Source organism: Methylobacterium sp. ap11 (assembly GCF_900110515.1).
GTDB lineage: Bacteria > Pseudomonadota > Alphaproteobacteria > Rhizobiales > Beijerinckiaceae > Methylobacterium > Methylobacterium ajmalii.
In genome coordinates this window covers 55,966-80,498 of the sequence record NZ_FOEB01000027.1, presented here as the reverse complement: position 1 = coordinate 80,498, position 24,533 = coordinate 55,966, and the positions used below count along the sequence as shown (strand labels likewise).

General features: G+C 73.3%; 22 protein-coding genes. 13 read left to right on the top strand and 9 right to left on the bottom strand.

The annotated features are described in order from the left end of the window. Window positions 1-5: 5 nt before the first annotated feature. The 3 genes from BMX97_RS27565 to BMX97_RS27555 all read right to left on the bottom strand — a co-directional run bounded on the left by BMX97_RS27565 (window position 6) and on the right by BMX97_RS27555 (window position 2,523). Window positions 6-920, bottom strand: a complete 915-nt coding sequence (locus tag BMX97_RS27565) for a DUF58 domain-containing protein (RefSeq protein WP_091754357.1) — start codon at window positions 918-920, stop codon at window positions 6-8. Between the two features lie 4 nt (window positions 921-924). After that, a complete protein-coding gene (locus tag BMX97_RS27560) occupies window positions 925-1,935 on the bottom strand; it encodes an AAA family ATPase (protein ID WP_060847601.1) in 1,011 nt (336 codons plus the stop codon). A 138-nt stretch (window positions 1,936-2,073) separates the two neighbouring features. Next, window positions 2,074-2,523, bottom strand: coding sequence for a hypothetical protein (locus tag BMX97_RS27555; protein WP_091754356.1), 450 nt, complete (start codon window positions 2,521-2,523; stop codon window positions 2,074-2,076). Window positions 2,524-2,830: 307 nt separating this feature from the next. On the opposite strand from BMX97_RS27555, the gene panB reads away from it, so the two are divergent. Then, complete coding sequence (gene panB / locus BMX97_RS27550) at window positions 2,831-3,655, top strand: 3-methyl-2-oxobutanoate hydroxymethyltransferase (protein WP_091754355.1); 825 nt, start codon at window positions 2,831-2,833, stop codon at window positions 3,653-3,655. Between the two features lie 67 nt (window positions 3,656-3,722). On the opposite strand, the gene BMX97_RS27545 is transcribed toward panB, so the two are convergent. The 3 genes from BMX97_RS27545 to BMX97_RS27535 form a co-directional block, all read right to left on the bottom strand. Beyond that, window positions 3,723-4,106 (bottom strand): hypothetical protein, encoded by a 384-nt coding sequence (locus BMX97_RS27545; RefSeq protein WP_091754354.1) that lies wholly within the window; start codon window positions 4,104-4,106, stop codon window positions 3,723-3,725. A gap of 101 nt (window positions 4,107-4,207) precedes the next feature. Then, on the bottom strand, window positions 4,208-5,665 hold the full coding sequence (locus BMX97_RS27540) for a UdgX family uracil-DNA binding protein (RefSeq protein WP_091754353.1): 1,458 nt from the start codon (window positions 5,663-5,665) through the stop codon (window positions 4,208-4,210). Continuing rightward, window positions 5,665-6,876 carry a putative DNA modification/repair radical SAM protein gene (locus BMX97_RS27535; RefSeq protein ID WP_091754352.1) on the bottom strand — a complete coding sequence of 404 codons (1,212 nt, stop codon included), beginning with the start codon at window positions 6,874-6,876 and terminating at the stop codon, window positions 5,665-5,667. The genes BMX97_RS27540 and BMX97_RS27535 overlap by 1 nt, the downstream gene beginning before the upstream one ends. 152 nt (window positions 6,877-7,028) lie before the next feature. Here BMX97_RS27535 and BMX97_RS27530 point away from each other — a divergent pair, with 152 nt between their 5' ends. Further along, window positions 7,029-7,238: a hypothetical protein gene (locus tag BMX97_RS27530; protein ID WP_048461072.1), complete on the top strand. Its 210-nt coding sequence runs from the start codon at window positions 7,029-7,031 to the stop codon at window positions 7,236-7,238. A 161-nt stretch (window positions 7,239-7,399) separates the two neighbouring features. Then, window positions 7,400-8,749: a Gfo/Idh/MocA family protein gene (locus BMX97_RS27525; protein WP_091754351.1), complete on the top strand. Its 1,350-nt coding sequence runs from the start codon at window positions 7,400-7,402 to the stop codon at window positions 8,747-8,749. A 22-nt stretch (window positions 8,750-8,771) separates the two neighbouring features. Here the strand turns inward: BMX97_RS27525 and BMX97_RS27520 are convergent, their stop codons facing one another. Together BMX97_RS27520 and BMX97_RS27515 are read right to left on the bottom strand one after the other, a co-directional pair. Continuing rightward, window positions 8,772-9,164, bottom strand: coding sequence for a RidA family protein (locus BMX97_RS27520; protein ID WP_091754350.1), 393 nt, complete (start codon window positions 9,162-9,164; stop codon window positions 8,772-8,774). 8 nt (window positions 9,165-9,172) lie between these two features. Then, a complete protein-coding gene (locus BMX97_RS27515; protein WP_091754349.1) occupies window positions 9,173-10,318 on the bottom strand; it encodes a DSD1 family PLP-dependent enzyme in 1,146 nt (381 codons plus the stop codon). A gap of 102 nt (window positions 10,319-10,420) precedes the next feature. Here BMX97_RS27515 and BMX97_RS27510 point away from each other — a divergent pair, with 102 nt between their 5' ends. The 3 genes from BMX97_RS27510 to BMX97_RS27500 all read left to right on the top strand — a co-directional run bounded on the left by BMX97_RS27510 (window position 10,421) and on the right by BMX97_RS27500 (window position 14,905). Then, window positions 10,421-11,341 (top strand): LysR family transcriptional regulator, encoded by a 921-nt coding sequence (locus BMX97_RS27510; protein WP_091754348.1) that lies wholly within the window; start codon window positions 10,421-10,423, stop codon window positions 11,339-11,341. Window positions 11,342-11,413: 72 nt separating this feature from the next. Then, entirely contained in the window at window positions 11,414-13,603 is a 2,190-nt protein-coding gene (locus BMX97_RS27505; protein ID WP_091754347.1) for a protein-disulfide reductase DsbD family protein, read from the top strand. Window positions 13,604-13,747: 144 nt separating this feature from the next. Continuing rightward, on the top strand, window positions 13,748-14,905 hold the full coding sequence (locus BMX97_RS27500) for an MFS transporter (RefSeq protein WP_091754376.1): 1,158 nt from the start codon (window positions 13,748-13,750) through the stop codon (window positions 14,903-14,905). A gap of 61 nt (window positions 14,906-14,966) precedes the next feature. Here the strand turns inward: BMX97_RS27500 and BMX97_RS27495 are convergent, their stop codons facing one another. Next, complete coding sequence (locus BMX97_RS27495) at window positions 14,967-16,106, bottom strand: citrate synthase (RefSeq protein WP_091754346.1); 1,140 nt, start codon at window positions 16,104-16,106, stop codon at window positions 14,967-14,969. Window positions 16,107-16,199: 93 nt separating this feature from the next. Here BMX97_RS27495 and BMX97_RS27490 point away from each other — a divergent pair, with 93 nt between their 5' ends. The 7 genes from BMX97_RS27490 (at window position 16,200) to BMX97_RS27460 (ending at window position 24,399) form a co-directional block, all read left to right on the top strand. Further along, a complete protein-coding gene (locus BMX97_RS27490) occupies window positions 16,200-17,588 on the top strand; it encodes a CoA transferase (protein WP_091754375.1) in 1,389 nt (462 codons plus the stop codon). Window positions 17,589-17,821: 233 nt separating this feature from the next. Further along, window positions 17,822-18,571: an SDR family NAD(P)-dependent oxidoreductase gene (locus BMX97_RS27485; protein WP_048427963.1), complete on the top strand. Its 750-nt coding sequence runs from the start codon at window positions 17,822-17,824 to the stop codon at window positions 18,569-18,571. An 11-nt stretch (window positions 18,572-18,582) separates the two neighbouring features. Beyond that, window positions 18,583-19,446 carry a transketolase gene (locus BMX97_RS27480; RefSeq protein WP_091754374.1) on the top strand — a complete coding sequence of 288 codons (864 nt, stop codon included), beginning with the start codon at window positions 18,583-18,585 and terminating at the stop codon, window positions 19,444-19,446. Then, entirely contained in the window at window positions 19,443-20,474 is a 1,032-nt protein-coding gene (locus tag BMX97_RS27475; RefSeq protein WP_091754345.1) for a transketolase family protein, read from the top strand. Before BMX97_RS27480 ends, BMX97_RS27475 begins: the two co-directional genes overlap by 4 nt. After that, entirely contained in the window at window positions 20,471-21,355 is an 885-nt protein-coding gene (locus BMX97_RS27470; protein WP_210187686.1) for an NAD(P)-dependent oxidoreductase, read from the top strand. The genes BMX97_RS27475 and BMX97_RS27470 overlap by 4 nt, the downstream gene beginning before the upstream one ends. Before the next feature lie 140 nt (window positions 21,356-21,495). Then, the gene (locus tag BMX97_RS27465) at window positions 21,496-22,509 is read left to right on the top strand and encodes a TRAP transporter substrate-binding protein (protein WP_091754343.1); all 1,014 of its coding nucleotides are present in this window, start codon (window positions 21,496-21,498) and stop codon (window positions 22,507-22,509) included. A 12-nt stretch (window positions 22,510-22,521) separates the two neighbouring features. Then, window positions 22,522-24,399, top strand: coding sequence for a TRAP transporter large permease (locus tag BMX97_RS27460; RefSeq protein ID WP_091754342.1), 1,878 nt, complete (start codon window positions 22,522-22,524; stop codon window positions 24,397-24,399). Window positions 24,400-24,533: the final 134 nt, after the last annotated feature.

The following is a 24,533-nucleotide window of genomic DNA, read 5'->3' as shown; positions in this document are numbered from 1 at the left end:
GCTCCTCAGCCCGCGCCGCGGGCGGCGGCGACCAGGGTGACGAGGCGCAAGGCCGCCTCGCTCGCCGGCCGGTCGGTGCGGTGCAGGGTCAGCGTCCAGCCCTGGGCCCGGACGATCTCGCCCAAGGCGTCGCGGTGGGCGCGGATCCGCCGGCGATAGGCCTCGCCCCAGGCGGCGGCGTCGCCGACCCGCAGCGACAGGCCGGCCTCAAGATCGTGCAATTCGGCCTGGCCGGAGAACGGAAACGTCTCCTCGACCGGATCGACCACCATCACGAGATGCCCGCGGCTGCCGGCGGCCGCGATGGCGGCAACCGAGGCCCGCACCTCGTCGGGCGGTGACAGGAAGTCGCCGATCAGCACCACCTCGTCGAAGCGGCCGACGGGCGCGCGGGGCGGCAGGTCCTCGTCGAGGCCCGACAGGTCGGCCGACAACGTCTCGGCCATCCGCTCGACGATGGTGCGGGCGGCGAGCGGCCGCGACAGGCCGAGCAGCCCGACCCGTTCGCCGGCCTCCACGAAGGTGTCGCCGAGCGCCAGCGCCAGGACGAGGGCGCGCTCGATCTTGGGCGCCTGGGCGAGGTCGGAGCCGAATCCCATCGAGGCCGAGCGGTCGACCCAGAGCCAGACGGTGTGGGCCGCCTCCCATTCGCGCTCGCGGACGTAGAGCCGGTCGTCCCGGCCCGAGCGGCGCCAGTCGACCCGGCTCGCCGCCTCCCCGGCGACGAAGGGGCGGAACTGCCAGAAGCTCTCGCCCGGCCCGGCCCTGCGCCGGCCGTGCAGGCCATGCGACAGGGTCGCGGCGACCCGGCGGGATTCGAGGATCAGGCGCGGCATCCGCTCGGCGAGGGAGAGGGCTGTCTCGGTCTCGCGCCGGCCGGGGGCGCGGGCACCCGCGTCGAGGACGCGCGTCGGGGCCACCGGGTCAGAGCCGCCCGACGAGGCGGCCGATCAGGCCGGGGATCGTCTCGCCGTCGGCGCGCGCCGCGAAGCTGAGCGCCATGCGGTGCTTGAGCACCGGCTCGGCGAGCGCCGCCACGTCGTCGACCGAGGGCGCGACCCGGCCCTCGATCAGCGCGCGGGCGCGCACCGCCAGCATCAGGGCCTGGCTGGCGCGGGGGCCCGGCCCCCAGAGCAGCTTGTCGGCGATCGCCGCGTCGCCCCCGACGGGGCGGGCGGCGCGCACGAGGTCGAGGATCGCGTCGACGACGGCCTCGCCGACCGGCAGGCGCCGCACCAGGCGCTGGGCCGAGAGCAGGGACTCGGTGTCCATCACCGCCTGCGGCGCGCGCTCCTCGGCACCGGTGGTCTCGATCAGGATGCGGCGCTCGGCGGCGCGGTCGGGATAGCCGACGTCGATCTCGAGGAGGAAGCGGTCGAGCTGGGCCTCGGGCAGCGGGTAGGTACCCTCCTGCTCGATCGGGTTCTGGGTCGCGAGAACGTGGAACGGCCGCGGCAGGTCGTGGCGGGCGCCGGCCACCGAGACGAAGCGCTCCTGCATCGCCTGCAGCAGCGCCGACTGGGTGCGCGGGCTCGCCCGGTTGATCTCGTCGGCCATCAGCAGCTGGGTGAAGATCGGCCCGCGCACGAAGCGGAACGAGCGGTGCCGGTCCTGGTCCTCGTCGAGGATCTCGCTGCCGAGGATGTCGGAGGGCATCAGGTCGGGGGTGAACTGCACCCGGCGCGCATCGAGCCCCAGCACGGTGCCGAGCGTCTCGACGAGCTTGGTCTTGGCCAGGCCCGGCAGGCCGACGAGGAGCCCGTGACCGCCCGCCAGCACGGTGACCAGCGCCAGGTCGACCACGGCCTCCTGCCCGAAGATGACCTCGTGGATCGCCGCGCGGGCGCGTCCGACGCCGTCGAGACAGGCCTCCGCGGCGGCGACGATGCCGTCGTCCATGGGGGTCGCGGCGGCCGGCGCGCTGGCGTCACTCATGCGGTCTCCTCGATCGTCGCCCTCGGCACCGGCGGTGCCGACGAGGCACGACGGGTGCCTCTCGGGATCCGCGAGTGTGGATCCCTTCCCCACCGCAAGGCAAGGTCGGCGCGACGACGCAGGGCGGCGCGGGGAGCCTCAGGGCTCCCCGGCCGTGCCTACCGTGCCGGGCGCCTCGCTGTCGGCCCGCGGCTCGGCATTGGCGAAGGTCTTGGTGGTCAGCAGCGGCTCGAGGCGGCGGGCGAGCTGCTCGCCGAGGTGGCGGGTATAGGGGCCGGTGAAGTATCGCCCGCCGGCGCCGCGGCCCTCGAGTTGGTCGCGGGCCTTGGTCATCGCGTCGACCTCGGGCCGGCACAGGAAGCCGATCACCCCGGCCGCCTCGTACCAGCGCCCGGCCCGGGCATGGGCGAGCGCCGCCGGGTTGTTGCCGATGGTCTCGGCGAAGCAGTCGGTCGCCGCCTGTTCGAGGGGGGCGAGCACCGCGCGCCGATGCTCGGCGCGGGTCGCCGGGGCGGCCGCGTGGGCTGCCACGGCCAGCTCGACCGTCGCGAGAGTGCAGATTGCGCCGTACAGCAGAGCTCTCATCATCAGGCCTTCGCGTCGAATCGATCGACTGTAACCCGGCGAGCCTCGCGCCGATCAAGGGCGGATCTGCGGCAGGTTCCATCGCCGCGGCGATTTTTTCGGGCTGTGTGCTTTCGGCACGAAGCTTAGCCGAGCAGAGGCCGGGATCGCGGCGGCGCTCATCTCCTTCGCCGTGCCGCCGGATCCGTCCGGCCCCGGGGGCGGCGTCGGCCCTCCTCCCTCCGCCCGGGCTGCCCCGGAGGCCGAGGCCTTCTATGACTGTGTCACCCGGGCGCCCGCGGGGCGTGCCGCAACCCGAGGAGGCCATGCCATGTCGCAGGTCGTGCAGTCCCGCCGCCTGACCGCCCCGGACCTTGCCCGGCGCAAGGCCGAGGGGCGCAGGATCGTCGCCCTCACCGCCGCCTCGGCGCAGATGGCCGGCATCGTCGATCCCCATTGCGACTTCGTGCTGGTCGGCGATTCGCTCGGCATGGTGGCGCACGGGCTCGACTCGACCCTGCCGGTGACCCTGGAGATGATGATCCTGCACGGGCAGGCGGTGGTGCGGGGCACCGCCCATGCCCTCGTCGTCGTCGACATGCCGTTCGGCTCCTACGAGGCGAGCCGCGAGCAGGCCTTTGCCAGCGCGGCGCGCGTCCTCAAGGAGACCGGGGCCGGGGCGGTGAAGCTCGAGGGCGGCGCGCATCTCGCCGAGACGGTGGCGTTCCTGACCCGGCGCGGCATCCCGGTGATGGGCCATGTCGGCCTCACCCCACAGGCGATCAACACGATGGGGGGTTTTCGGGTGCAGGGGAAGGCGCCGGATGCGGAGCGCCTGCTCCTGGAGGATGCCCGGGCGATCAGCGAGGCCGGCGCCTGCGCGATCGTGCTCGAGGGCATCGTCGAGCCGGTGGCCCGCGCCATCGCGCAGGCCCCGGAGGTCGCGGCGCCGACCATCGGCATCGGCGCCTCGCCGTCCTGCGACGGCCAGATCCTCGTGCTGGAGGACATGCTCGGCCTGTCCGACCGCACCCCGAAATTCGTGAAGCGGTTCGGCGCGCTGCGCGGCCATGTCGAGGCGGCGGTGCGCGCCTACGCGGAGGACGTCCAGGCGGGGCGCTTCCCGGAGGAGGCGCAGACCTACGGTGGATCGTAGGCCCGCCCGTCGCGGATCAGCCTCTCGCCGGCCGCCGCGGCATCATTCTCGGCCGCGGCGCTTGCTCTCAGCCGCGGCGTTCGGCGTTCCAGCGGCCCTTGCAGGCGGTGGAGCCGGAGGTGGTCCAGGTGCCGTTGCCGCCGCCGTCGGCGGTGAGCCGGCCGACCACCTGCGCGGCCGCGTCGCCCCGGCTGATCGTCGCCCGCACGCCGCCGCTCGGCTGTACCCGGCCCGACACCGTGAAGTCGCCGCCGCCGGCGTAGCGCGCCTGGCCGTTCTGGATGATCACGCCGTAGCGGTAGGCGCGGTCGCAGGCGCCGCTCTCGGTGATGACCTCGACGCTCCAGTTGCCGTCGAAGCGGTCCGCCTTGGCGCCACCCTTGGCGAAGGCGGGCGACGCGGCGCCCGCCAGGCACAATCCCGCCGCGAGGGCGGACACGATCGTCTTCATGGTCCTCGATTCCCGATTCGGTCTGGCAACAAACTCGGCAGCCCGGGCTTGGTTGCCGCAGCGCAGCGTTTCCCCAGGGTAAGATGCCAGTCGCCGGTCCGTCACGCCGGCTCCGCCACGAGGGCCGCGGCTTGGCGCAGGTCCGCCACGAAGTCCGCATAGGCCTCTGGCCGCGCCGCGTCGGGCAGGCGCAGGAGGTAGGACGGGTGGACGGTGACGAGGCCGCCATAGGGCTTGCCCTCGAACGTCGCCGGCCCGCGGGCCCGGGTGATCGGCACCTGCCGGCCGGTGAGCGCCAGCACCGCGGTGGCCCCGAGCGCCACCACGAGGCGCGGGCCGACGAAGGCGAGCTCGCGCTCCAGCCACCAGCGGTAATGCGCGACCTCGCCGGCGGTGGGCTTCTGGTGGATGCGCCGCTTGCCCCGCGCCTCGAACTTGAAATGCTTGACCGCATTGGTCAGGTAGGCCCGGTCGCGGTCGATCCCCGCCTCCCGCAGGGCGCCCGCCAGGAGTTGGCCGGCCGGACCGACGAAGGGCCGGCCCTGCAGGTCCTCCTGGTCGCCCGGCTGCTCGCCCACGAAGGCGATCCCCGCCCCGATCGGCCCCTCGCCGAGGACGGCCTGGGTCGCGCCCGGCACCAGCGGCTCGGAGGCGCGGATGACCGCGTTCAGCGCCACCAGCGAATCGGGCTCCTGCGCCGCCATGGCGGCGAGCGCACGGGCGGGCACGCGCTTGACCGGGGCTTCGGGCGCCCGCGCGATCATCTCGCCGACCCGCCGTCCGGCCTCGCGCACCAGCCCCGGGATCGCCGCCGTCTCGGGCATGTTGTGCCAGTACTTCTTCGGCATCTCGGCCCGCATCGCCGCAAGGTTGGTGCGGGCGGGGTTGAAGGTGCTGGAATAATAGTCGGTCCAGCCGGCCTCGAAGGCGTCCTGCTCCGGCACGTCCTCGCGCCGGCCGGCGGGCCCGAAGCGCAGGGCGGTGCCGTCCCAATGCGCCGAGCCGTCGGGGGTCAGGATCGACCAGTCGAAGGACGGGAAGCGGGCGGAGAAGAACGGCGCGGCCTCCGCCAGGATGTGGTGGTCGGGCTCGAACCACGCCATGAAGCGCTCGCGCCCGCCCTCGGGCATGGTCCCCTGCTCCGCCCCGGCGCGGCGGAAGCGCAGGAAGGCGTGCATCTTGTGCAGGTCGCGCCCCACCGCCTTGCGCATCAGGTGCAGGCGGTGGACCAGCGGGTCGCTCGCCACCTCGGCGAGGTGGCGCTCGCCGTCGGCGACGCGCCGGATCAGCCGGTGGAGCAGGCCGTAGCGCTCGGGGTCGCGGTGCATGACGACCGAGGCGACGAGGCCGGCCACCGCCCGCGGCAGGGCGAGCGCAGGGCCCGTCGCGTCGGACGGGACCTCGTCGGGAAACAGCGACGGCGCCTCGCCCTCGACCCAGGTCACGGTCTCGGGCGGGATGCCGGCCGGGACGAGCCGCCGGATCGCCCCCCGGAACCCGTCGAGATCGGCGCCGGGGGCGAGCCGGATCGTGCGCGCTTGAACAGTGTGAGCCGGCATCAGAACAGGCTCAGCTGGCGCGGCGGCTCGGCGAGGCGGGCGCGCAGGTCGAGCCGGTCGGTGAGCCGGGTCGGCGCGTAGTCGGCGGCGACGAGGAACGGCCGGGCGCGCTTGAGGCCGGAGGTCAGGCGGGCCACGTCGTCGAGCCGCAGTGTCGCGTGGCGGCGCGCCGCCACGATCTTGTCCACCGCCCGGACGCCGAGCCCCGGCACCCGCAGCAGCATCTCCCGGTCGGCCTTGTTCACGTCGACGGGGAAGCGGTCGCGGTTGCGCAACGCCCAGGCGAGCTTGGGGTCGACGTCGAGGGCGAGCATCCCGGATTCGGTCGCCCCCGCCACGTCGTCGGGCGAGAACTCGTAGTACCGCATCAGCCAGTCGGCCTGGTAGAGCCGGTGCTCGCGCTGGAGCGGCGGCGACTTGCTCGGCAGGATCGAGGCGGCGTCGGGGATCGGGCTGAAGGCCGAGTAGTAGATCCGCTTCAGCCCGTAATGGTCGTAGAGCCGGGCGCTGGTGCGGATCAGCGATTCGTCGGTGCTGGCATCGGCGCCGACGATCACCTGGGTCGATTGCCCGGCGGGGGCGAAGCGGCGCTTCTCCTCCTTGGCCTGCAGGATGCGCTCGCCCATCTGGCCCATCGCGGTCTGGATCGCGGCGCCGTCCTTCTCGGGCGCCAGCCGCTCCAGGCTCGCCTCGGTCGGCAGTTCGAGGTTGATCGACAGACGGTCGGCGTAGAGCCCGGCCTGCTCGATCAGCCACGGGCTCGCCTCGGGGATGGTCTTCAGGTGGATGTAGCCGCGGAAGCCGTGGCGCTGGCGCAGGGTCTTGGCCACCCGGATCAGCTGCTCCATCGTGTGATCGGGCGAGCGGATGATGCCGGAGGAGAGGAACAGCCCCTCGATGTAGTTGCGCTTGTAGAACTCGACCGTCAGCGTCACCACCTCGTCGACCGAGAACTTGGCGCGCCGGACGTTCGAGGAGCGCCGGTTGACGCAGTAGGCGCAGTCGAACAGGCAATAGTTGGTGAGCAGGATCTTGAGCAGCGAGACGCAGCGTCCGTCCGGCGTGTAGGCGTGGCAGATGCCCGCCCCGGTGGTCGAGCCGAGCCCGCCGGCCTCGGCCTTGCGCTTCGGCGCCCCCGACGAGGCGCAGGAGGCATCGTACTTCGCCGCGTCGGCGAGGATGGTGAGCTTCTTCTTCAGGGCGTCGTCCATTCTTGCAACCTGGCCCTCGTTCCTGTTTCGTTCAAGGCGGAAGGCAGGCGATCCCCGTGGTCGAAAGCCGCATCCGGAAAGCCTGGAACCCGCCACCCGGCCCGCCGTTATCCCGTTGATTGGAGCGTTTCTAATCCACAAGGAGATGCCGCATGGCGACGAACCCGTCCGCGAACTGCCGCAGCTGCCGCTACTTCGACGACCACAAGCTCAATGCCGGCGCCCCCCAGGGCGAGGAAGGCTTGTGCCGCTTCAACCCGCCGGTGAGCCAGCCCGAGCCGCAGGGCCACGGCCTCTGGCCGGTGGTCTCGTCCCAGGATTGGTGCGGCCACTTCTCGCCGGAGATGATGGCGGGCGAGTGAGTCTTCCGCCGTAGCGGATCGTCGAGAAGGCCGGCCCTCGCGGGTCGGCTTTCTTGCGTCGGGGTACGCGTGTTCCGCGCGGGGCCGCCTCCCAGGCGGCCCGGAACCCCGCCACCCCCGGCACGTTGCGCAGGCTCCCTTTCCCCACGGATGCCTGCCCGATGCCGGACGATGTCACCGCCCTCTCGCGCCGCAGCCTGATGATGGCCGGGGGCGCCACCCTGGTCGGCCTCGGGACGGCGTCGGCCCAAGGTGCGTCGGGTCAGGGCCTGCCCGGGCCCGAGCGGCCGGTCGATACCGGCAAGGTCGAGAACGGCCGGGTGAGCTTCCCGAACTGGCGCGGCCCCTCCGACCGTCCGGCCCCGCCCCCTGCGGCGCCGCTGCCGCCGGCCGAGCGGGTCGGCTTCGCGATCGTGGGCCTCGGACGGCTGTCGCTCGAGGAGATCCTTCCGGCCTTCGGCGAGTGCCGCAAGGCCAAGCCCGTCGCGCTGATGTCGGGCTCGCCCGACAAGGCCAAGGCGGTGGCGGCGCAGTACGGTATCAAGCCGGAGGCGGTCCACGGCTACGACGGCTGGGACGCGCTCGCCCGCAACCCGGAGGTGAAGGCGGTCTACATCGTCACCCCGAACGCGCTCCACCGCGACCAGGTGCTCGCCGCGGCGGGCGCCGGCAAGCACGTCCTGTGCGAGAAGCCGATGGCGGTCTCCTCGGGCGAGGCGCGGGCGATGATCGAGGCCTGCGCGGCCGCGAAGGTGAAGCTGATGATCGCCTATCGCTGCCAGTACGAGCCCTACAACCGCGAGGTCGTGCGCCTCGTGCGCAGCGCCAAGTACGGCAAGGTCCGGCTGATCGAGGCAACCAACACCCAGACCATGAGCCTGCCCGAGCAGTGGCGCCTGAAGAAGGCGCTGGCCGGCGGCGGGTCGCTGCCGGATATCGGGCTCTACTGCCTCAACGGCGTGCGGGCGCTGATGGGCGAGGAGCCGGTTGCGGTCCAGGCGCAGATCCACTCGCCCGACGACGCGCTCTACCGCGAGGTCGAGGAGACGGTCGCCTTCACCCTGCGCTTCCCCTCCGGCGCGCTGGCGCTCTGCTCGACCAGCTACGGTGCCCACGAGACCCGCTCGCTGAAGGTCCAGGCCGAGGGCGGCGCGATCGATCTCCAGAACGCCTTCGCGTATCGAGGCCAGCGCCTGTTCGTCAGCCACCGCGAGGGCAAGGCCGAGGCCCGGGACGAGCGGGTGCTCGGGGCGAAGAACCAGTTCGCCCTCGAGATCGACCACATGGCGACCTGCATCCTGGAGAACCGCACCCCCCGCACCCCGGGCGAGGAGGGCCTGCAGGACCAGATCCTGATGGAGGCGATCTACGAGGCCGCCCGCACCGGCCAGACCGTGGCGCTCAAGGGCCCGGAGCGGAAGCCGAACCTGACCGACAAGGAGAAGGCCAGGGAGCAGGACGCCAAGGGCCTCGACCCGACCCGCGGGCCCGAGCCCGAGGAGGCGGAGTGAGGCCGCAGGCGCCTCACTCGCCTCACGCGCCCCGCACGGCGATCGCCTCGACCTCGACCAGGTAGCCGTGGTGGAGTTCCGGCACCGGCACCACCGTGCGAGCGGGCTTCGCCCCGCCCATCGCCTCGGCGTAGATCCGGTTGAATTCGGGCCAGTGCGCCACGCCGACGACGTAGGCCGTCACCCGCAGGATGCGCTCCGGCCCGCTGCCCGCCTCGGCCAGGATCGCGAGGAGGCTCGCGAGCGCCTGGCGCGCCTGGACCTCGAAGGGCTGGTCGGCGGTGTGGCTGCCGTCGGGCCGGGCGCCGAGCTGGCCCGACACGAAGACGAGGTCGCCCCAGGCCACCCCTTGCGAGTAGTGCCCGGCGGGCGCCGCCGCGTCGCGGGTGGCGAGGCGGGTGATCGGATCGGTCATGGGGGTTCCTACCAGCCGTTGATGCGGGGCCAGATGGCCGCGACGCGGTTGTCCGCGTCGAGGACATGGTAGCGGTCGTGCTGCGCGCCGGTGGCGCAGGCGTGGTTGGGCAGGATGCGCACCTGCGCGCCGATCGGAAGATCCGGCAGGCGGGCCTCCGCGCCCGGCCGCACGGCGACGATGCCGTGCTCCTGGTTGGCGTCCCGCACCATGAGGTCGGGATAGGGCCGTCCGGCGAGGTCGCAGACGAGGCCGTAGCCCTGGTCCACCGCCTGGCGGGCCGTGCCGCGGTCGCGCGAGAGCGCCATCCAGCCGGCATCGACGATGATCCAGCCCTTCGCCCGCTGGTGGCCGATCACGGTGGCGAGCACCGAGACGGCGATGTCCGCCACCGCGACCGCGCCGACGCCTGCCTGAAACAGGTCGCCGAACATGAACACGCCGGCCCGGACCTCGGTGACTCCGGTGAGGTCGCGGGCGAACTGTGCCGTCGGCGTCGAGCCGACGCTCACCACCGGGCAGGGCAGGCCCGCCGCCCGCAGGATCTCGGCTGCCGTCACCGCGGCGACGCGCTCGTCCTCGGCCGCCGCCGCCAGGGCGTCGGGGTCGGACAGGGAATAGCTGTCGCCGGCATGCAGCAGCACGCCGCGCAGGGTCGCGCCGCCCTCCGTCAGCGCCCGGCCGATCGCCACCAGGGTGTCGCGGTCTCCCGGCGCGACGCCCGAGCGGTGGCCGTCGGCATCGACCTCGATCAGCACCGGCACCGCGTCGCCGCTCGCGCGGGCATGGGCCGCCACCGCCTCGGCCTGGCCGAGGCTGTCGAGGATGACCGCGAGGTCGGTGCCGCCGGCCCGGATCGCCGCGACCCGAGGAAGCTTCGCCGGGGCGATGCCGACCCCGTAGATCATGTCGCGCACCCCGCCGGCCGCGAAATACTCGGCCTCGCGCAGGGTCGAGACGATGGCGGGGCCGGCGGGCGACGCCATCGCCAGGCGGGCGACGTCGAGGGACTTGGCGGTCTTGAGATGCGGCCTCAAGCTCACCCCGAGCCCGCCCAGGTGCACCTGCATCCGTGCGACGTTGGCGCGCAGGATCGCCTTGTCGAGGAGCAGGCAGGGGGTCTCGAGGGCGTGGAGCGGGGTCGGTTCGGCCATGATGTCCGGGCGGTGTCCGTGTCGTCTCGTCGCCCGAAAGAATCACGCCGCGCCCGGGTGCGCCATTAACGCGGCGTGCCTCCTACATTAAGTCTGACGTTAATGCTCGCGACCGACGACCTCCGCTTCTTCCTCGCCATCGCCGAGGCGCCCTCCCTCGCCGCCGCGTCGCGGGCCCTCGACGTGTCGCCGCCGGCGGTGACGCAGCGCTTGCGCGCCCTCGAGGAGCGCCTCGGCACGCATCTCGTCGACCGGGCCGGGCGCCATCTGGCGCTCACCGACGAGGGCGAGGTGCTCGCCGAGCGCGGCCGCGCGATCCTCGATGCGCTCGGCGAGCTCGACGAGGCTTTGGCCGCCCGGCGCGGGCAGGTGGTGGGCCACCTGCGGGTCGTGGCGCCGCTGGGCTTCGGGCGCCGCCACGTCGCCCCGGTCGCCGCGGCGTTCCAGGCGGCGCATCCCGAGGTCGCGATCGACCTCACCCTGTCCGACCGCCTCGGCGGCGTGCCGGAGGGCACCTTCGACCTCGCGGTGCATGTCGGCGAGATCGCCGGGGCGGCCCCCGGGCTGATCGCCCGGCGGCTCGCCCCCAACGCCCGGATCGTCTGCGCGGCGCCCGCCTACCTCGCGGCACGCCCGGCGCCCGCAATCCCGGACGACCTGCGCGGCCACGCCTGCATCGCGCTGCGCGAGAACGACGAGGACGTGACCCTGTGGCGCTTTACCCGCGACGGGCGCGAGGCGCGGGTGCGGATCGAGCCGCGCCTGGCCAGCAACGACGGCGAGGTGGTGCGCGGCTGGGCGCTCGCCGGCCGGGGCGTCATCCTGCGCTCGGAATGGGACGTCGCCGACGACCTGCGGGCGGGCCGCCTCGTCCGGCTGCTGCCGGATTTCGCGGCGCCGGAGGCTCCCGTGCTCGCCTTGCTCGGCGCCCGCCGCCGCGCCCGCGCCGCCCGCACCCGCCGCTTCCTCGACGCGCTCGCCGCCGCCCTCGACCCGGTCCCCTGGCGCGAGCCGGCTGCGTGAGGTGCACGCTTCACGCGAACGCGATGCGCGCCGGCCTCGCCAGCGCCATGGAGTCCGGGTAACCCGGAGACCATGCCCGCCCGTCGCCTCGCCCTCCTCCTCGCGCTTCTCGCGTCCTGCCTCGCCCTCGGGCCCGCGGGGGCGCAGGTCGCGGGACGCTCGAAATACGCCGACCTCGTCCGGGCCGAGCTAGTGGCGCAGGAGGGCGCGGTTGCGCCCGGCGCGCCCCTCACCGCCGGGGTGCGGCTGACGATGAAGCCGGGCTGGCACGTCTACTGGCGCAATCCGGGCGATTCCGGCCTGCCGCCGGAGATCGCCTGGACCCTGCCGGCGGGATTTGCCGCCGGTGCGGTGGAATGGCCGGCGCCGGAGCGGATCCCGGTCGGCGACCTGATGAATTTCGGCTACGAGGGCGAGGTGCTGCTCACGGTGCCGCTGACGGTGCCCGAGGCCGTCGGACCGGGGCCGGTGAGCCTCAGGGCCAAGGTCTCCTACCTCGTCTGCGAGCGCGAATGCGTGCCCGGTGAGGCCAGCCTGTCGCTCGCCCTGCCGGTCGCGCCCGCCGGCACCAGCCCGCGGCCCGATCCCCGCACCGCCCCGCTGTTCGCGCAAGGCCGCGAGCGGCTGCCGGTGCCGGCGCCCTGGCCGGTGCGGATGAGCGAGGGCGGCGCCAACCCGGTCCTGACCCTCGACGCGCCCGGCCTCCGGGCCCGCGACGTCGCGTTCTTCCCCTATTCCGAGACCGCCCTGGAGCATGCCGCCCCGCAAACCGCGACGAGCGACGCGGCGGGCCTGCACCTGCGGCTCCAGCGCAGCAGCCAGGCCGCCCCCGACGCGCCGGCGCCGCGTGCCGACGGCGTGCTGACCCTGACCGAGGAGACCGCCTCCGGCCCGGTCCGGCGCGCCTATGCGCTCGGCGAGGCGGCGCCCGCCCCGGCTCCGGCCGCCGCCGCCGCGCCGGCATCCCCCGCCCCGGCCGCGCCTGCGATCGGGATGGGAGAGGCCGAGGGCCTGTGGCAGGCCGCCCTCCTCGCCTTCCTGGGCGGGCTCCTCCTCAACCTGATGCCCTGCGTCTTCCCGGTCCTGTCGATCAAGGTCCTGAGCCTGGTGCGCCATTCCGGCGAGAGCCCGGGCCGGGTGCGGCTGCACGGCCTCGCCTACGCGGCGGGCGTGCTCGCCACCTTCCTGGGCCTCGCCTCGGTGCTGATCGCGCTCAGGGCCGGCGGCGCGCAGATCGGCTGGGGCTTCCAGCTGCAATCTCCCCTGGTGGTGGCCGGCCTCGCCTACGGGCTCCTCGCCATGGGCTTGAGCCTGTCGGGGGTCTGGCATCTCGGCGGCCGGGCCGCCGCCCTCGGCGACGGGCTGACCCGGCGCGCCGGGCTCGAGGGTTCGTTCTTCACCGGCGTGCTGGCGACGGTGGTCGCCACGCCCTGCACCGCGCCGTTCATGGGCGCGGCGGTCGGCTACGGCCTGACGCAGGGAGCGGGCGTGGCGCTCGCGGTCTTCGCGGCGCTGGGCCTCGGCCTCGCCCTGCCCTTCGCCCTGCTGGCGGCCTGGCCGGCGCTTCTGCGCCGCCTGCCCCGGCCCGGTGCCTGGATGGAGACGCTGAAGGGGTTACTGGCCTTCCCGCTCTACCTCACGGTGGCCTGGCTCGTCTGGGTGCTGAGCCAGCAGGTCGGGCCGACCGGGCTGATGGCCGGCCTCACCGGCCTCGTCCTCGTCGGGTTCGGCGCCTGGGCGATCGAGCGCGGCCGGGCGGCCGGCGATGTCGGCCGGCGCGGGGCCCAGGTCGCGGCCCGGGTCGCGGCGATCCTCGCGCTCCTCGGCCTCGCCGGGCTGATGGCGGTGCTCGACCGGGACCGCGCCGGTCCGGTGGCGATGGCCTCCGCCGACGGAATCGAGCCGTTCAGCCAGGCCCGGCTCGACGGGCTGCTGGCCGCGCACCGCCCGGTCTTCGTCAACATGACGGCGGCCTGGTGCATCACCTGCCAGGTCAACGACCGTGCCACTCTGCGGGCCGACGCCGTCCAGGCGGCCTTCAAGGCCCGCGACGTGGCTCAGCTCAAGGGCGACTGGACCAACCAGAACCCGGAGATCACCCGGGTGCTCGAGGCCAACGGCCGCTCGGGCGTGCCGCTCTACCTGCTCTACGACGGGCGGGGCGGCGTCGCGGTGCTGCCGCAGATCCTCACCGAATCGATCGTCCGCGACGCGCTCGCCGCTCTGCCCGCCACCGCCGGTCCCCGGGCCGCCCTGCGCTGACGCCCCTGGTGCCGGGCAGGCCAGCCATGCGCGAGGCCGCCTGAACCCGGGGCGGCGCCGGCCCTATGCTGCGACGCAGCAATGAGGACGGCGATGCAGCACACCCTCGACGACACCGCCCGCGCCGCGTCCGGCGGACGGTCCGTGGCCCTGGCGCTCCTGGCGCTGGCGGCGGCCTCCTTCGGCATCGGCACCACCGAGTTCGTCATCATGGGGCTCCTGCCCGAGATGGCGGCCGATCTCGGCGTCGACATCCCGACGGCGGGGCTGCTCGTCACCGGTTACGCGCTCAGCGTCACCTTCGGCTCGCCGGTGGTGGCGGTTCTGCTCGGGCGCCTCGACCGGCGCCGGGCGCTCCTGGTGCTGGTCGCCCTGTTCATCCTCGGCAACGCGCTCTGCGCGCTCAGCCCCGATTACCGCCTGCTGATGCTCGCCCGCATCGTCACGGCGCTCTGCCACGGCGCCTTCTTCGGCCTCGGCTCGGTGGTGGCCGCCGATCTGGTGCCGCCGCACCGCAAGGCCAGCGCCATCGCGGTCATGTTCACCGGGCTCACCCTCGCCAACGTGCTCGGCGTGCCCTTCGGTACCGCGCTCGGCCACGCCCTCGGCTGGCGGGCGACGTTCTGGGCCGTGGTCGGCATCGGCTTTCTGGCCGCCGCCGCCCTCCTCGCCTGGCTGCCCCGGCACCTGCCGCGGGAATCCGGCAGTCTCCTGTCGGAGATGCGGGTCCTGCGCCGCCCGCAGGTGGTGCTGGCGATGCTCTTGAGCGTGCTCGCCTCCGCCAGCCTGTTCAGCGTCTTTACCTACGTGGCGCCGATGCTGGCTGCCGCCGCGGGGGCCAGCCCCGCGGCGATCACCGGCGTGCTGCTGCTGTTCGGCGTCGGGCTGACGCTCGGCAACGTCCTGGGGGGCCGCCTCGGCGACTGGCGGATGCTGCCCTCGGTGATCGGCCTCGGCCTCGCCCTCGCGGTGGTGCTGCTGGCCCTGCTGACGATCCTGGCCCTGGTGCCGGGGAGCGCCGCCCTGATGCCGGCGACCGCCGTGATCGGCCTCTGGGGCATCCTCGCCTTCGCCCTGGTGGCGCCGCTGCAGATGCGGGTACTCACCACCGCCGACGGCGCCCGCAACCTCGCCTCGACCGTCAACCAGGGCGCCTTCAACCTCGGCAACGCGCTCGGCGCCTGGCTCGGCGGCGTCGCCATCACGGCGGGGGTCGCCTACGCCCACCTGCCGCTGATCGGCGCGGTCCTGGCGCTCGCGGTGGCGGGCCTCGCCGTGGTGGCGCATCGGCTCGACCGGTGACGAGCGCGCGCGCCCTGTGCCGGGGCGGCCCGGGCGGGGATCGCTACCAATCCGAGGCCCGTCAGGGCTCCGGCCCGACATAGACCGCCCGCGGCCGGATCAGCCCGCCGGCCCGACGCTGCTCGAGCGCCTGGGCGATCCAGCCGGCCGAGCGGCCCAGGGCGAACAGGCCGAACGCGCTCCCCCGGGGCAGGCCAAGATGCCGGCGCAGGGCGACGAGGGCGAAATCGAGGGAGGGCCGCGCCCCGGTCGACGCCTCGGCCGCCGCCACGGCGGCGCGCAGGTGGGGATCGTCGGCGAGGAGCGGCGCGAGAAGGACCGCCGCCCGCGGGTCGCCGGCCGGATAGAGCGGATGGCCGAAGCCCGGCAGGTCCCCGTGCCCGGCGATCCAGTGCCGCAGGGCGGTGCCCGGATCGGCCGGATCGAGGCCGTCCCACAGCGCCTCCACCCGGTCGGTGGCGCCGCCGTGGCGGCCGCCGCTCAGCGCCGCGAGGCCGCCGACCACCGCCGCCCGCACGCTCGCGCCCGTCGAGGCGATGCAGCGGGCGGTGAAGCCGGAGGCGTTGAGCTCGTGATCGGCACACAGCACCAGGGCCTGCCGCACGGCCTCGGCCGCGGCCGGCGCGAGGCCCCAGGCGGCGGCGCAATGCCGATGGACGGGGCGGGCGTCCGGCGCGGCCCCGGTGACGCAGGCGGCGAGGATCCGGACCAGGGCGCCGCACCCGGCGGCGAGGCCGGCCGGATCCTCCTGCGCCAGGGCGGTCGGCGCGTCCGACGTCGCCGCCGCGAAGGCTTCCAGGAGATCGCCTCCCTGCGGCCTCGCCCCGGGCCCGTCCGGCCCGAAGGCCGGGCCGGGCGGCAGGTCCCACAGCCGCGCCGCCGTCTCCTCCAGGGTCGCGGTCTCCGCCAGGACCACGGCGTCCGTGCCGCGATAGAACAGCCGGCCGTCCCGGATCAGCGTCACGGCGGTCTCCAGTACCGGAAGGCCCCAGTCGAGGGCGGCCCGGGCCACGTCCCGCGGGCGCCGTCCCCGCCGGCGGGCCTCCGCGAGGCGGGCGATCGCCTCGGCGGCGTAGGCCCGCACCCGCGGGTCGTCCGTCGGATGGGCCTCGATCAGGCCGCGGCTGACATAGGCGTAGAGGGTCTGGCGGCTCACCCCGAGACGGGCGGCCGCGTCCGCGGCGGTGAGATAGGCGGTCACGACGGCACAGGTTGATCAGAGGAATCAAGATTGACGATCTGACCTGCGCGGCGCGCTCCTGTCACCCGGATGTTCGGCGAAGGGGACGGAGCCATGACCGATGTCGCGGACACGAACGCGTCGGGGACGCCACCCTTCGACGCGCTGCTGACGGCGATCCGCCGCGCCCTCGGGGCCGGCGCCGCTCCGCCGGTGGTCGTGACCGGCGCGGGCGCCCTGCCCTCGGTGTGTCCCGTCAGCGACCTCGCGGCGGCCTCGGTCGCGGCGGCGGGGCTCGCCCTGGCGGAGCTGGTCGCGGCCCGCTTCGGCAGCCGACCGGCGGTCACGGTCGACCGGCGCCTCGCCGCCTCGTGGTTTGCCCGCTCGCTGATTCCGCAAGGGTGGGAATTGCCGCCGGCCTGGGACGCGGTTGCCGGCGATTACCGGGCCGCCGACGGCTGGATCAAGCTCCACACCAACGCCCCGCATCACCGCGCCGCGGCCCTGTCGGTGCTGGGAGCCGCCCCGGAGCGGGCGGCGGTGGCGGAGGCGGTCGCGCGCTGGCGGGCGGACGACCTCGAAGCCGCCATCGTGACGGCGGGCGGCTGCGCCGCCGCGATGCGTTCGGCCGCCGCCTGGGCCGCCCACCCGCAGGGCGCGGCGGTGGCGCGCGAGCCCCTGGTCGACTGGCAGGACGGCGAGGCGGGGCCCGACGGCCTCGCGGGCGCCCGCCCGGAGCGGCCGCTCGCCGGCCTGCGGGTCCTCGACCTGACCCGCGTGCTCGCCGGCCCGGTCGCGACCCGCGTCCTCGCCGGCTACGGCGCCACGGTCCTGCGCCTCGATCCGCCGGATTGGGACGAGCCGGGTGTCCTGCCGGAGACGACGCTCGGCAAGGCCTGCGCCCGCCTCGACCTCAAGGATCCGGCCGGCCGGGCCCGGTTCGAGGCCCTGCTCGCCGGGGCCGACGTGCTGGTCCACGGCTACCGGCCGGACGCGCTGGCGCGCCTCGGGCTCGGCGCCGCGGCCCGGGCCCGCCTGCGGCCGGGGCTGGTCGACGTTGGCCTCGACGCCTATGGCTGGACCGGCCCGTGGCGGGAGCGGCGCGGCTTCGACAGCCTGGTGCAGATGAGCTGCGGTCTCGCCGAGGCCGGGATGCGCGGCGCCGACCGGCCGGTGCCGCTGCCGGTCCAGGCCCTCGACCACGCCACCGGCTACGTCATGGCGGCGGCGGTCCTGCACGGCCTCGCCCGGCGCCTCGCCACCGGCCGGGGCTGCGCGGCGCGCACCGCGCTCGCCCGGACCGCCGCCCTCCTGCTCGCCGCCCCGCCCGCCCCGCCGGAGCCCGCCCCCGCGCCCCTCGGGCCGGACGATTGCATGGACGCGCCCGAGCCGACCGCCTGGGGTCCGGCCCTGCGCCTGCGCCCTCCGATCGTCCTGGCGGGCGTGCCGATGCGCTGGGACCGGCCCGCCGGCCGCCTCGGGACGGCGGCACCGGAATGGTGAGGGCGCGGCCCCACCCCGCGCCCACCCCACTACCCTTAGGTCAAGTGAATCAAATTCACCTCCGGCTGCAATTTCCGCGTTTGTCGCCGATCCTGCCGGCGGGCACTCTGCCTGCAACGAAACGAGGGAGGCACCGTCGAGGACGGAAGGCGACGCGGGGATGAGCCCCGGCGCCGACGTCGCTCCCTCGTGTGCAGCGGGCCGCAACCGGCCCGCCCTGGAGGGAGGACGACATGCTGCTGACCGACAAGGTGTGCCTGATCACCGGCGCCGCTTCGCTGCGGGGCATCGGCCGCGCGACCGCGAAGCTCTTCGCGAGCCACGGCGCCAAGGTGGTGATCCTCGATCTCGATGCCGGCCAGGCCGAGGAAGCGGCGCGCTCGCTCGGCGAGGGTCACGTCGGCCTCGCCTGCAACGTCACCGACAAGGCCGCATGCCAGGCCGCCGCCGACGAGGTAGTCGCCCGCTTCGGCCGCATCGACGTGCTGATCAACAATGCCGGCATCACCCAGCCGCTGAAGTTCATGGACATCGAGCCCGGCAACTACGACGCGGTGCTCGACGTGAACCTGCGCGGCACGCTCTACATGAGCCAGGCGGTGGTGCCGCAGATGCGCAAGCAGCAATCCGGCTCGATCGTCTGCATGTCGTCGGTCTCGGCGCAGCGCGGCGGCGGCATCTTCGGCGGTCCGCATTACAGCGCCGCCAAGGGCGGCGTGCTGGGCCTCGGCAAGGCGATGGCGCGCGAGCTCGGGCCCGACACGGTGCGGGTCAACAGCATCACCCCGGGCCTGATCCAGACCGACATCACCGGCGGCAAGCTCACCGACGAGCTGAAGGTCGAGATCGCCAAGGGCATCCCGCTCGGCCGCCTCGGCGTCGCCGACGACGTTGCCAATGCCTGCCTGTTCCTGGCCTCCGACCTCTCCTCCTACATCACCGGCGCCGTCATCGACGTGAACGGCGGCATGCTGATCCACTGAAGGTGACCATCATGCCCCCCATCGAAACAAAAGCCACAGAACCCGGGCGGAACGGCCCGTCGCTGGCCGAGCGCGCCTACCGCATCCGCCGCAACGCCCTGCTGATGGGCGAGGTCCAGGGCCAGGGCTACATCGCCCAGGCGCTCGGCATCGCCGACGTGCTGGCGGTGTCGTACTTCCACGCCATGCGCTACCGGCCGGACGATCCGGAATGGGAGGGGCGCGACCGCTTCCTGCTCTCGATCGGCCACTACGCCATCGCGCTCTACGCAGCCCTCCTCGAAGCCGGGATTCTTCCCGAGGACGAGCTGACGAGCTACGGCGCCGACGACAGCCGCCTGCCGATGTCCGGCATGGCCGCCTACACCCCCGGCATGGAGATCACCGGCGGCTCGCTCGGCCAGGGCCTGGCGCTGGCGGTCGGCTTCTGCCTCGGGCTGAAGCGCAAGAAGTCGGACTCGTTCGTCTACTGCCTGATCTCCGACGGCGAGCTCGGCGAGGGCTCGATCTGGGAGGGCGCCTGGTCGGCGAGCCACTGGAAGCTCGACAACCTGATCGCCATCGTCGACGTCAACAACCAGCAGGCCGACGGCCCGGCTTCGCAGGTCACCGGCTTCGAGCCGGCGGCGTCGCGCTTCGAATCCTTCGGCTGGCACGTCCAGCGGGTCGACGGCAACGACATCGACGCGCTCGTCCGGGCCTTCGACGCGGCTAAGGCCTGCGCGGAGCCAAAACCCCGCATCATCATCTGCGACACCAAGATGGCGAAGGGCATCCCGTTCCTGGAGGCGCGCGAGCGCAACCACTTCCTGCGGGTGGAGCCACAGGAATGGCAGGACGCCCTGAAGATCCTGGATGCCGGGAGGCCCGCATGAAACGCTCGAAGTACACGCGCCCGGCCTGGCTCTCCGAGGCCAATACGGGGGAACGCCTCACCACCTCGGCGATGATCGCCTCGCTCGCCGGCCCCGACCAGCGCACCGCGCCGGCCCCGTTCGGCCATGCGCTCGCCAAGCTCGCCGAGGAGCGGCCGGAGATCGTCGGGCTCACCGCCGACCTCGGCAAGTACACCGACCTGCACATCTTCGCCCAGAAGCACCCCGAGCGCTTCTACCAGATGGGCATGGCCGAGCAGCTCCTGATCAGCGCCGCCGCCGGCATGGCGCGCGAGGGCTTCCAGCCCTTCGCCACCACCTACGCGGTGTTCGCGGCACGCCGTGCCTACGACTTCATCTGCATGGCGATCGCGGAGGAGAACCTCGACGTCAAGATCGTCTGCGCGCTGCCCGGCCTCACCACCGGCTACGGCCCGAGCCACCAGGCGACGGAAGACATCGCGATCTTCCGCGGCCTGCCCAACATGACGATCCTCGACCCCTGCGACGCGCACGAGATCGCCCAGGCCGTGCCGGCCATCGCCGATCACAAGGGGCCGGTCTACATGCGGCTCCTGCGCGGCAACGTGCCCCTAGTGCTCGACGAGTACGGCTACAAATTCGAACTCGGCAAGGCCAAGACGATCCGGGACGGCAACGACGTCCTGATCATCTCGACCGGCCTGATGACCATGCGGGCCCTCGAGGCGGCCGACGCCCTGAAGGACGACAAGATCGACGTCTCGGTCCTGCACGTCCCGACGATCAAGCCGCTCGATACAGAGACCATCCTGCGCGAGGCCGGCAAGGGCGGGCGCCTGGTAGTCGTGGCCGAGAACCACACCGTGGTCGGGGGCCTCGGCGAGGCGGTGGCGGGGCTCCTGATGCGCTCCGGCACGGTGCCGAAGGCCTTCCGCCAGGTCGGCCTGCCGGACGAGTTCCTGGATGCCGGCGCTCTGCCGACCCTCCACGACCGCTACGGCATCTCGACCAGCGCCATGGTGCGGAGCATCCGCGAATGGCTGTGAGCGCCGAGCGCCCCGTCGCTTTCGTCGGCCTCGGCTCGATGGGCCTGCCGATGGCCCGCAACCTCGTGCGCCACGGCTTTCCCGTCCGCGGCTTCGACGTGCGGGCCGAGGGACGCGCCGCTTTCGCGCAATCCGGCGGCACCCCCGCCGAGACGATCGCGGCCGCCGCCGACGGTGCCGGGGCGCTGGTGCTGATGGTGGTCAATGCCGACCAGGCGGAGGCCATCCTGTTCGGCGAGGGCGCGCTCGAGCGCCTCGCCGCCGGCGCCGCGGTGGTGCTGATGGCGACCTGCCCGCCGGCCGCCGTCGCGGCCCTGGCGAAGCGGGTCACCGCGACCGGCCGGGCCTTCGTCGACGCTCCCGTCTCCGGCGGGGTCGTCGGCGCCGAGGCCGGGACGCTGACCATCATGGCGGCGGCGCCCGCCGGGGTGATATCCGGGGTGCGCCCGCTACTTGAGGCCATGGGCGACAAGGTGTTCCATGTCGGGCCCGAGCCCGGCCAGGGCGCCACCATGAAGGCGGTCAACCAGCTGCTGTGCGGGGTCAACCTCGCGGCGGCGGCCGAGGCCCTGTCGCTCGCCGCCAAGGTCGGGATCGACGGCGCGACGGCGCTGGAGATCGTCTCGGGCTCGTCCGCGTCGAGCTGGATGCTGCGCGACCGCGGGCCCCGGATGCTGGAGGAGACCCCGCGGGTCACCAGCGCGGTCGACATCTTCGTCAAGGATCTCGGCATCGTGCTGGAGGCCGGGCGCAGCGAGAAGGCGGCGCTGCCGCTGGCGGCTTTGGCGCATCAGCTCTTCCTCGCGGCGTCCGGCCGTGGGGCGGGCGCCGAGGACGATAGCCAGGTCATCGGCTCGTACCGGGCGCTCAACGGCAAATAGATCGAGCACACTCCCCTCTCCCGAGTGGGAGAGGGGTTCCCGCGCCTCTTCCTGAATCTGCGGCATCGCCGCGGACAGACCGATCACGTCCAGAGGTCGGCCCAACCGGCCCATCCCCCCATCCCCGAGGAAACGACCAGATGAGCCACACCCTCTCCCGCCGCACCCTCCTCGCCGGCGCCGCCGCCGTCCCCCTCGCCACGGTGTTCACCCGCCCGGTGCGCGCCGCCGAGTTCGAGTACAAGCTCGCCACCGGCCAGGACCCGACCCACCCGGTCAACGTCCGCGCCCAGGAAGCGCTGACCCGCATCCGCGAGGCTTCGAACGGCCGGCTCGACATCAAGCTCTTCCCGGCCAACCAGCTCGGCTCCGACACCGACCTGCTGTCGCAGGTGCGCAACGGCAGCGTCGAGTTCTTCAACCTCTCGACCTCGATCCTCTCGACCTTCGTCGCCGCCGCGGCGCTGCCGAATACCGGCTTCGCCTTCAAGGACTACGACGACGTCTGGAAGGCGATGGATGGCGGGCTCGGGACCTACGTCCGCGAGCAGATCGCCAAGACGCCGATCCAGACCGTCTCGAAGGTGTGGGACAACGGCTTCCGCCACATCACCTCGTCGACCCGCGAGATCAGGACGCCGGAGGACCTCAAGGGCTTCAAGATCCGCGTCCCGCCGTCGCCGATGCTGACCTCGCTGTTCAAGTCGCTCGAGGCCGGCGCCGCCCCGCTCAACTTCAACGAGCTGTACTCGGCGTTGCAGACCAAGATCTTCGAGGGCCAGGAGAACCCCCTCGCCATCACGGCGACGACCCGGCTCTACGAGGTGCAGAAGAGCTGCAGCCTGACCGGCCACGTCTGGGACGGCTACTGGATCCTCGGCAACAAGAAGGCGATGCAGCGCCTGCCGGAGGACCTGCGTACCCTCGTCTCCCGCGAGCTCGACCGCTCGGCCGACGACCAGCGCGCCGACATCGTGAAGCTCAGCGCCTCCCTGCGCCAGGACCTCGGATCCAAGGGGATCACCTTCATCGACGTCGACCGCCAGAAGTTTCGCGATGCGCTCGGCCGCACGACCTTCTACAAGGACTGGAAGACCAAGTACGGCGACGCGGCCTGGGAGCACCTCGAGGCGGTCGCCGGCAAGCTGGCCTGAGGGAGGCACACGATGCATGTCGATATCGCGACGGAGACGCCGGCCCTGCCGGCGGCCTCCGCCAAGCGCGCCTGGGCGCGCACGCTCGACAAAGCCCTCGGCCCGCTGATCGAGATCCCGGCCGCCCTCCTGGTGGTGGCCGAGGTGGTGGTGCTGCTCGCCGGCGTCGTCAGCCGCTACGTCTTTCACGCCCCCATCGTGTGGTCGGACGAGCTCGCCTCGATCCTGTTCCTGTGGCTCGCCATGCTGGGCTCGGTGGTGGCCTACCGCCGCGCCGAGCACATGCGGATGACGGCTTTGGTCAGCATGGCCTCGGTGAAGACCCAGGCCTTTCTGGAGGCGGTGGCGCTCGCCGCCGGCCTCGCCTTCGTGGTGATGCTGCTGCATCCGGCCTACGAGTTCGCGGCGGAAGAGATCTTCGTCCAGACGCCGGCGCTCGAGATCACCAACGCCTGGCGGGCCGCGGCCCTGCCGGTCGGCTTCGGCCTGATGCTGGTCGTGGCGGCGCTGCGACTGATCGAGTGCGCCGACTGGCGCCATGCGGTCGGGGCGCTCGCCGTCACCGCCCTCGTCGTCGTGGCGCTGATACTGGCCGAGCCGCTGCTGCGCACGCTCGGCAACTGGAACCTGCTGATCTTCTTCGTCATCGGCGTCGGCGCGCTGGTCTTCACCGGCGTGCCGATCGCCTTCGCGTTCGGGCTCGCCACCTTCGGCTACCTGATGCTCACCACCCGGGCCCCCGCCATGGTGGTGGTCGGGCGCATGGACGAGGGGATGAGCCACCTCATCCTGCTTGCGGTGCCGCTCTTCGTGTTCCTCGGCCTGCTCATCGAGATGACCGGCATGGCCAAGGCCATGGTGGGCTTCCTGGCGAGCATGCTCGGCCACGTCCGCGGCGGCCTGCACTACGTGCTCGTCGGCGCGATGTACCTCGTCTCGGGCATCTCCGGCTCCAAGGCCGCCGACATGGCGGCGGTGGCCCCTGTGCTGTTTCCCGAGATGAAGAAGCGCGGCGCCAAGGAGGGTGACCTCGTGGCGCTGCTCGCCGCCACCGGCGCCCAGACCGAGACCATCCCGCCCTCGCTGGTGCTCATCACCATCGGGTCGGTCACCGGCGTGTCGATCACCGCGCTCTTCACCGGTGGCCTGCTGCCCGGCGTCGTGCTCGGCATCACGCTGTGCATGCTGGTCTGGTGGCGCTACCGCGGCGAGGACCTGAGCCACGTCCGCCGCGCCACCAAGGGCGAGGTCGGCAAGGCGCTCGTCATCGCCTTCCCGGCGATCGCGCTGCCCTTCGTCATCCGCGCCGCGGTGGTCGAGGGCGTGGCGACCGCCACGGAGGTCTCGACGATCGGCATCGTCTACGCGATCCTCGCCGGGCTGCTGATCTATCGCCAGTTCGACTGGCGCCGGGTCTACCCGATGCTGGTGGCGACCGCCTCCCTGTCGGGGGCGATCCTGCTGATCATCGGGGCGGCGACCGGCATGGCCTGGGCGCTGACCCAGTCGGGCTTCTCGCAGAGCCTCGCCGTGATGATGAAGAGCCTGCCCGGCGGGGCGCTCGGCTTCCTGGTCGTCTCGGCGGTGGCCTTCGTGATCCTCGGCTCGGTGCTCGAGGGCATCCCGGCGATCGTGCTGTTCGGCCCGCTGCTCTTCCCGATCGCTCGCCAGGTCGGCGTGCACGAGGTGCACTACGCGATGGTGGTGATCCTGGCGATGGGTGTCGGCCTGTTCGCGCCGCCCTTCGGCGTCGGGTACTACGCCGCCTGCGCGATCAGCCGGATCCACCCCGATGCCGGCATCCGGCCGATCATCGGCTACATGGCGGCGCTGCTCGTCGGCCTCGTGGTGGTGATCCTGGTGCCGTGGATCTCGATCGGGTTCCTCTGAACAGAACCTGTGGGACGGGGCCGCATGACGGCCCCGTTCCTCCTTCGGTCATCCCGGGGCCGTGAGAACGGAACCCGAAACGACGCGGGTGGGCTATCGATACGCGATCCGGAAGATTGCCTGCCGATCGCGTA

Bases quoted from the DNA above. Each gene is read 5' to 3' on its own strand.
- BMX97_RS27510 (WP_091754348.1), top strand. From the start codon at position 10,421: ATGCTCGCGACCGACGACCTCCGCTTCTTCCTCGCCATCGCCGAGGCG.
- BMX97_RS27475 (WP_091754345.1), top strand. From the start codon at position 19,443: ATGAAACGCTCGAAGTACACGCGCCCGGCCTGGCTCTCCGAGGCCAAT.
- BMX97_RS27545 (WP_091754354.1), bottom strand. From the start codon at position 4,106: ATGAAGACGATCGTGTCCGCCCTCGCGGCGGGATTGTGCCTGGCGGGC.
- BMX97_RS27505 (WP_091754347.1), top strand. From the start codon at position 11,414: ATGCCCGCCCGTCGCCTCGCCCTCCTCCTCGCGCTTCTCGCGTCCTGC.
- BMX97_RS27555 (WP_091754356.1), bottom strand. From the start codon at position 2,523: ATGATGAGAGCTCTGCTGTACGGCGCAATCTGCACTCTCGCGACGGTC.
- BMX97_RS27485 (WP_048427963.1), top strand. From the start codon at position 17,822: ATGCTGCTGACCGACAAGGTGTGCCTGATCACCGGCGCCGCTTCGCTG.
- panB (WP_091754355.1), top strand. From the start codon at position 2,831: ATGTCGCAGGTCGTGCAGTCCCGCCGCCTGACCGCCCCGGACCTTGCC.
- BMX97_RS27535 (WP_091754352.1), bottom strand. From the start codon at position 6,876: ATGGACGACGCCCTGAAGAAGAAGCTCACCATCCTCGCCGACGCGGCG.
- BMX97_RS27460 (WP_091754342.1), top strand. From the start codon at position 22,522: ATGCATGTCGATATCGCGACGGAGACGCCGGCCCTGCCGGCGGCCTCC.
- BMX97_RS27530 (WP_048461072.1), top strand. From the start codon at position 7,029: ATGGCGACGAACCCGTCCGCGAACTGCCGCAGCTGCCGCTACTTCGAC.
- BMX97_RS27540 (WP_091754353.1), bottom strand. From the start codon at position 5,665: ATGCCGGCTCACACTGTTCAAGCGCGCACGATCCGGCTCGCCCCCGGC.
- BMX97_RS27490 (WP_091754375.1), top strand. From the start codon at position 16,200: ATGACCGATGTCGCGGACACGAACGCGTCGGGGACGCCACCCTTCGAC.
- BMX97_RS27515 (WP_091754349.1), bottom strand. From the start codon at position 10,318: ATGGCCGAACCGACCCCGCTCCACGCCCTCGAGACCCCCTGCCTGCTC.
- BMX97_RS27560 (WP_060847601.1), bottom strand. From the start codon at position 1,935: ATGAGTGACGCCAGCGCGCCGGCCGCCGCGACCCCCATGGACGACGGC.
- BMX97_RS27525 (WP_091754351.1), top strand. From the start codon at position 7,400: ATGCCGGACGATGTCACCGCCCTCTCGCGCCGCAGCCTGATGATGGCC.
- BMX97_RS27520 (WP_091754350.1), bottom strand. From the start codon at position 9,164: ATGACCGATCCGATCACCCGCCTCGCCACCCGCGACGCGGCGGCGCCC.
- BMX97_RS27465 (WP_091754343.1), top strand. From the start codon at position 21,496: ATGAGCCACACCCTCTCCCGCCGCACCCTCCTCGCCGGCGCCGCCGCC.
- BMX97_RS27480 (WP_091754374.1), top strand. From the start codon at position 18,583: ATGCCCCCCATCGAAACAAAAGCCACAGAACCCGGGCGGAACGGCCCG.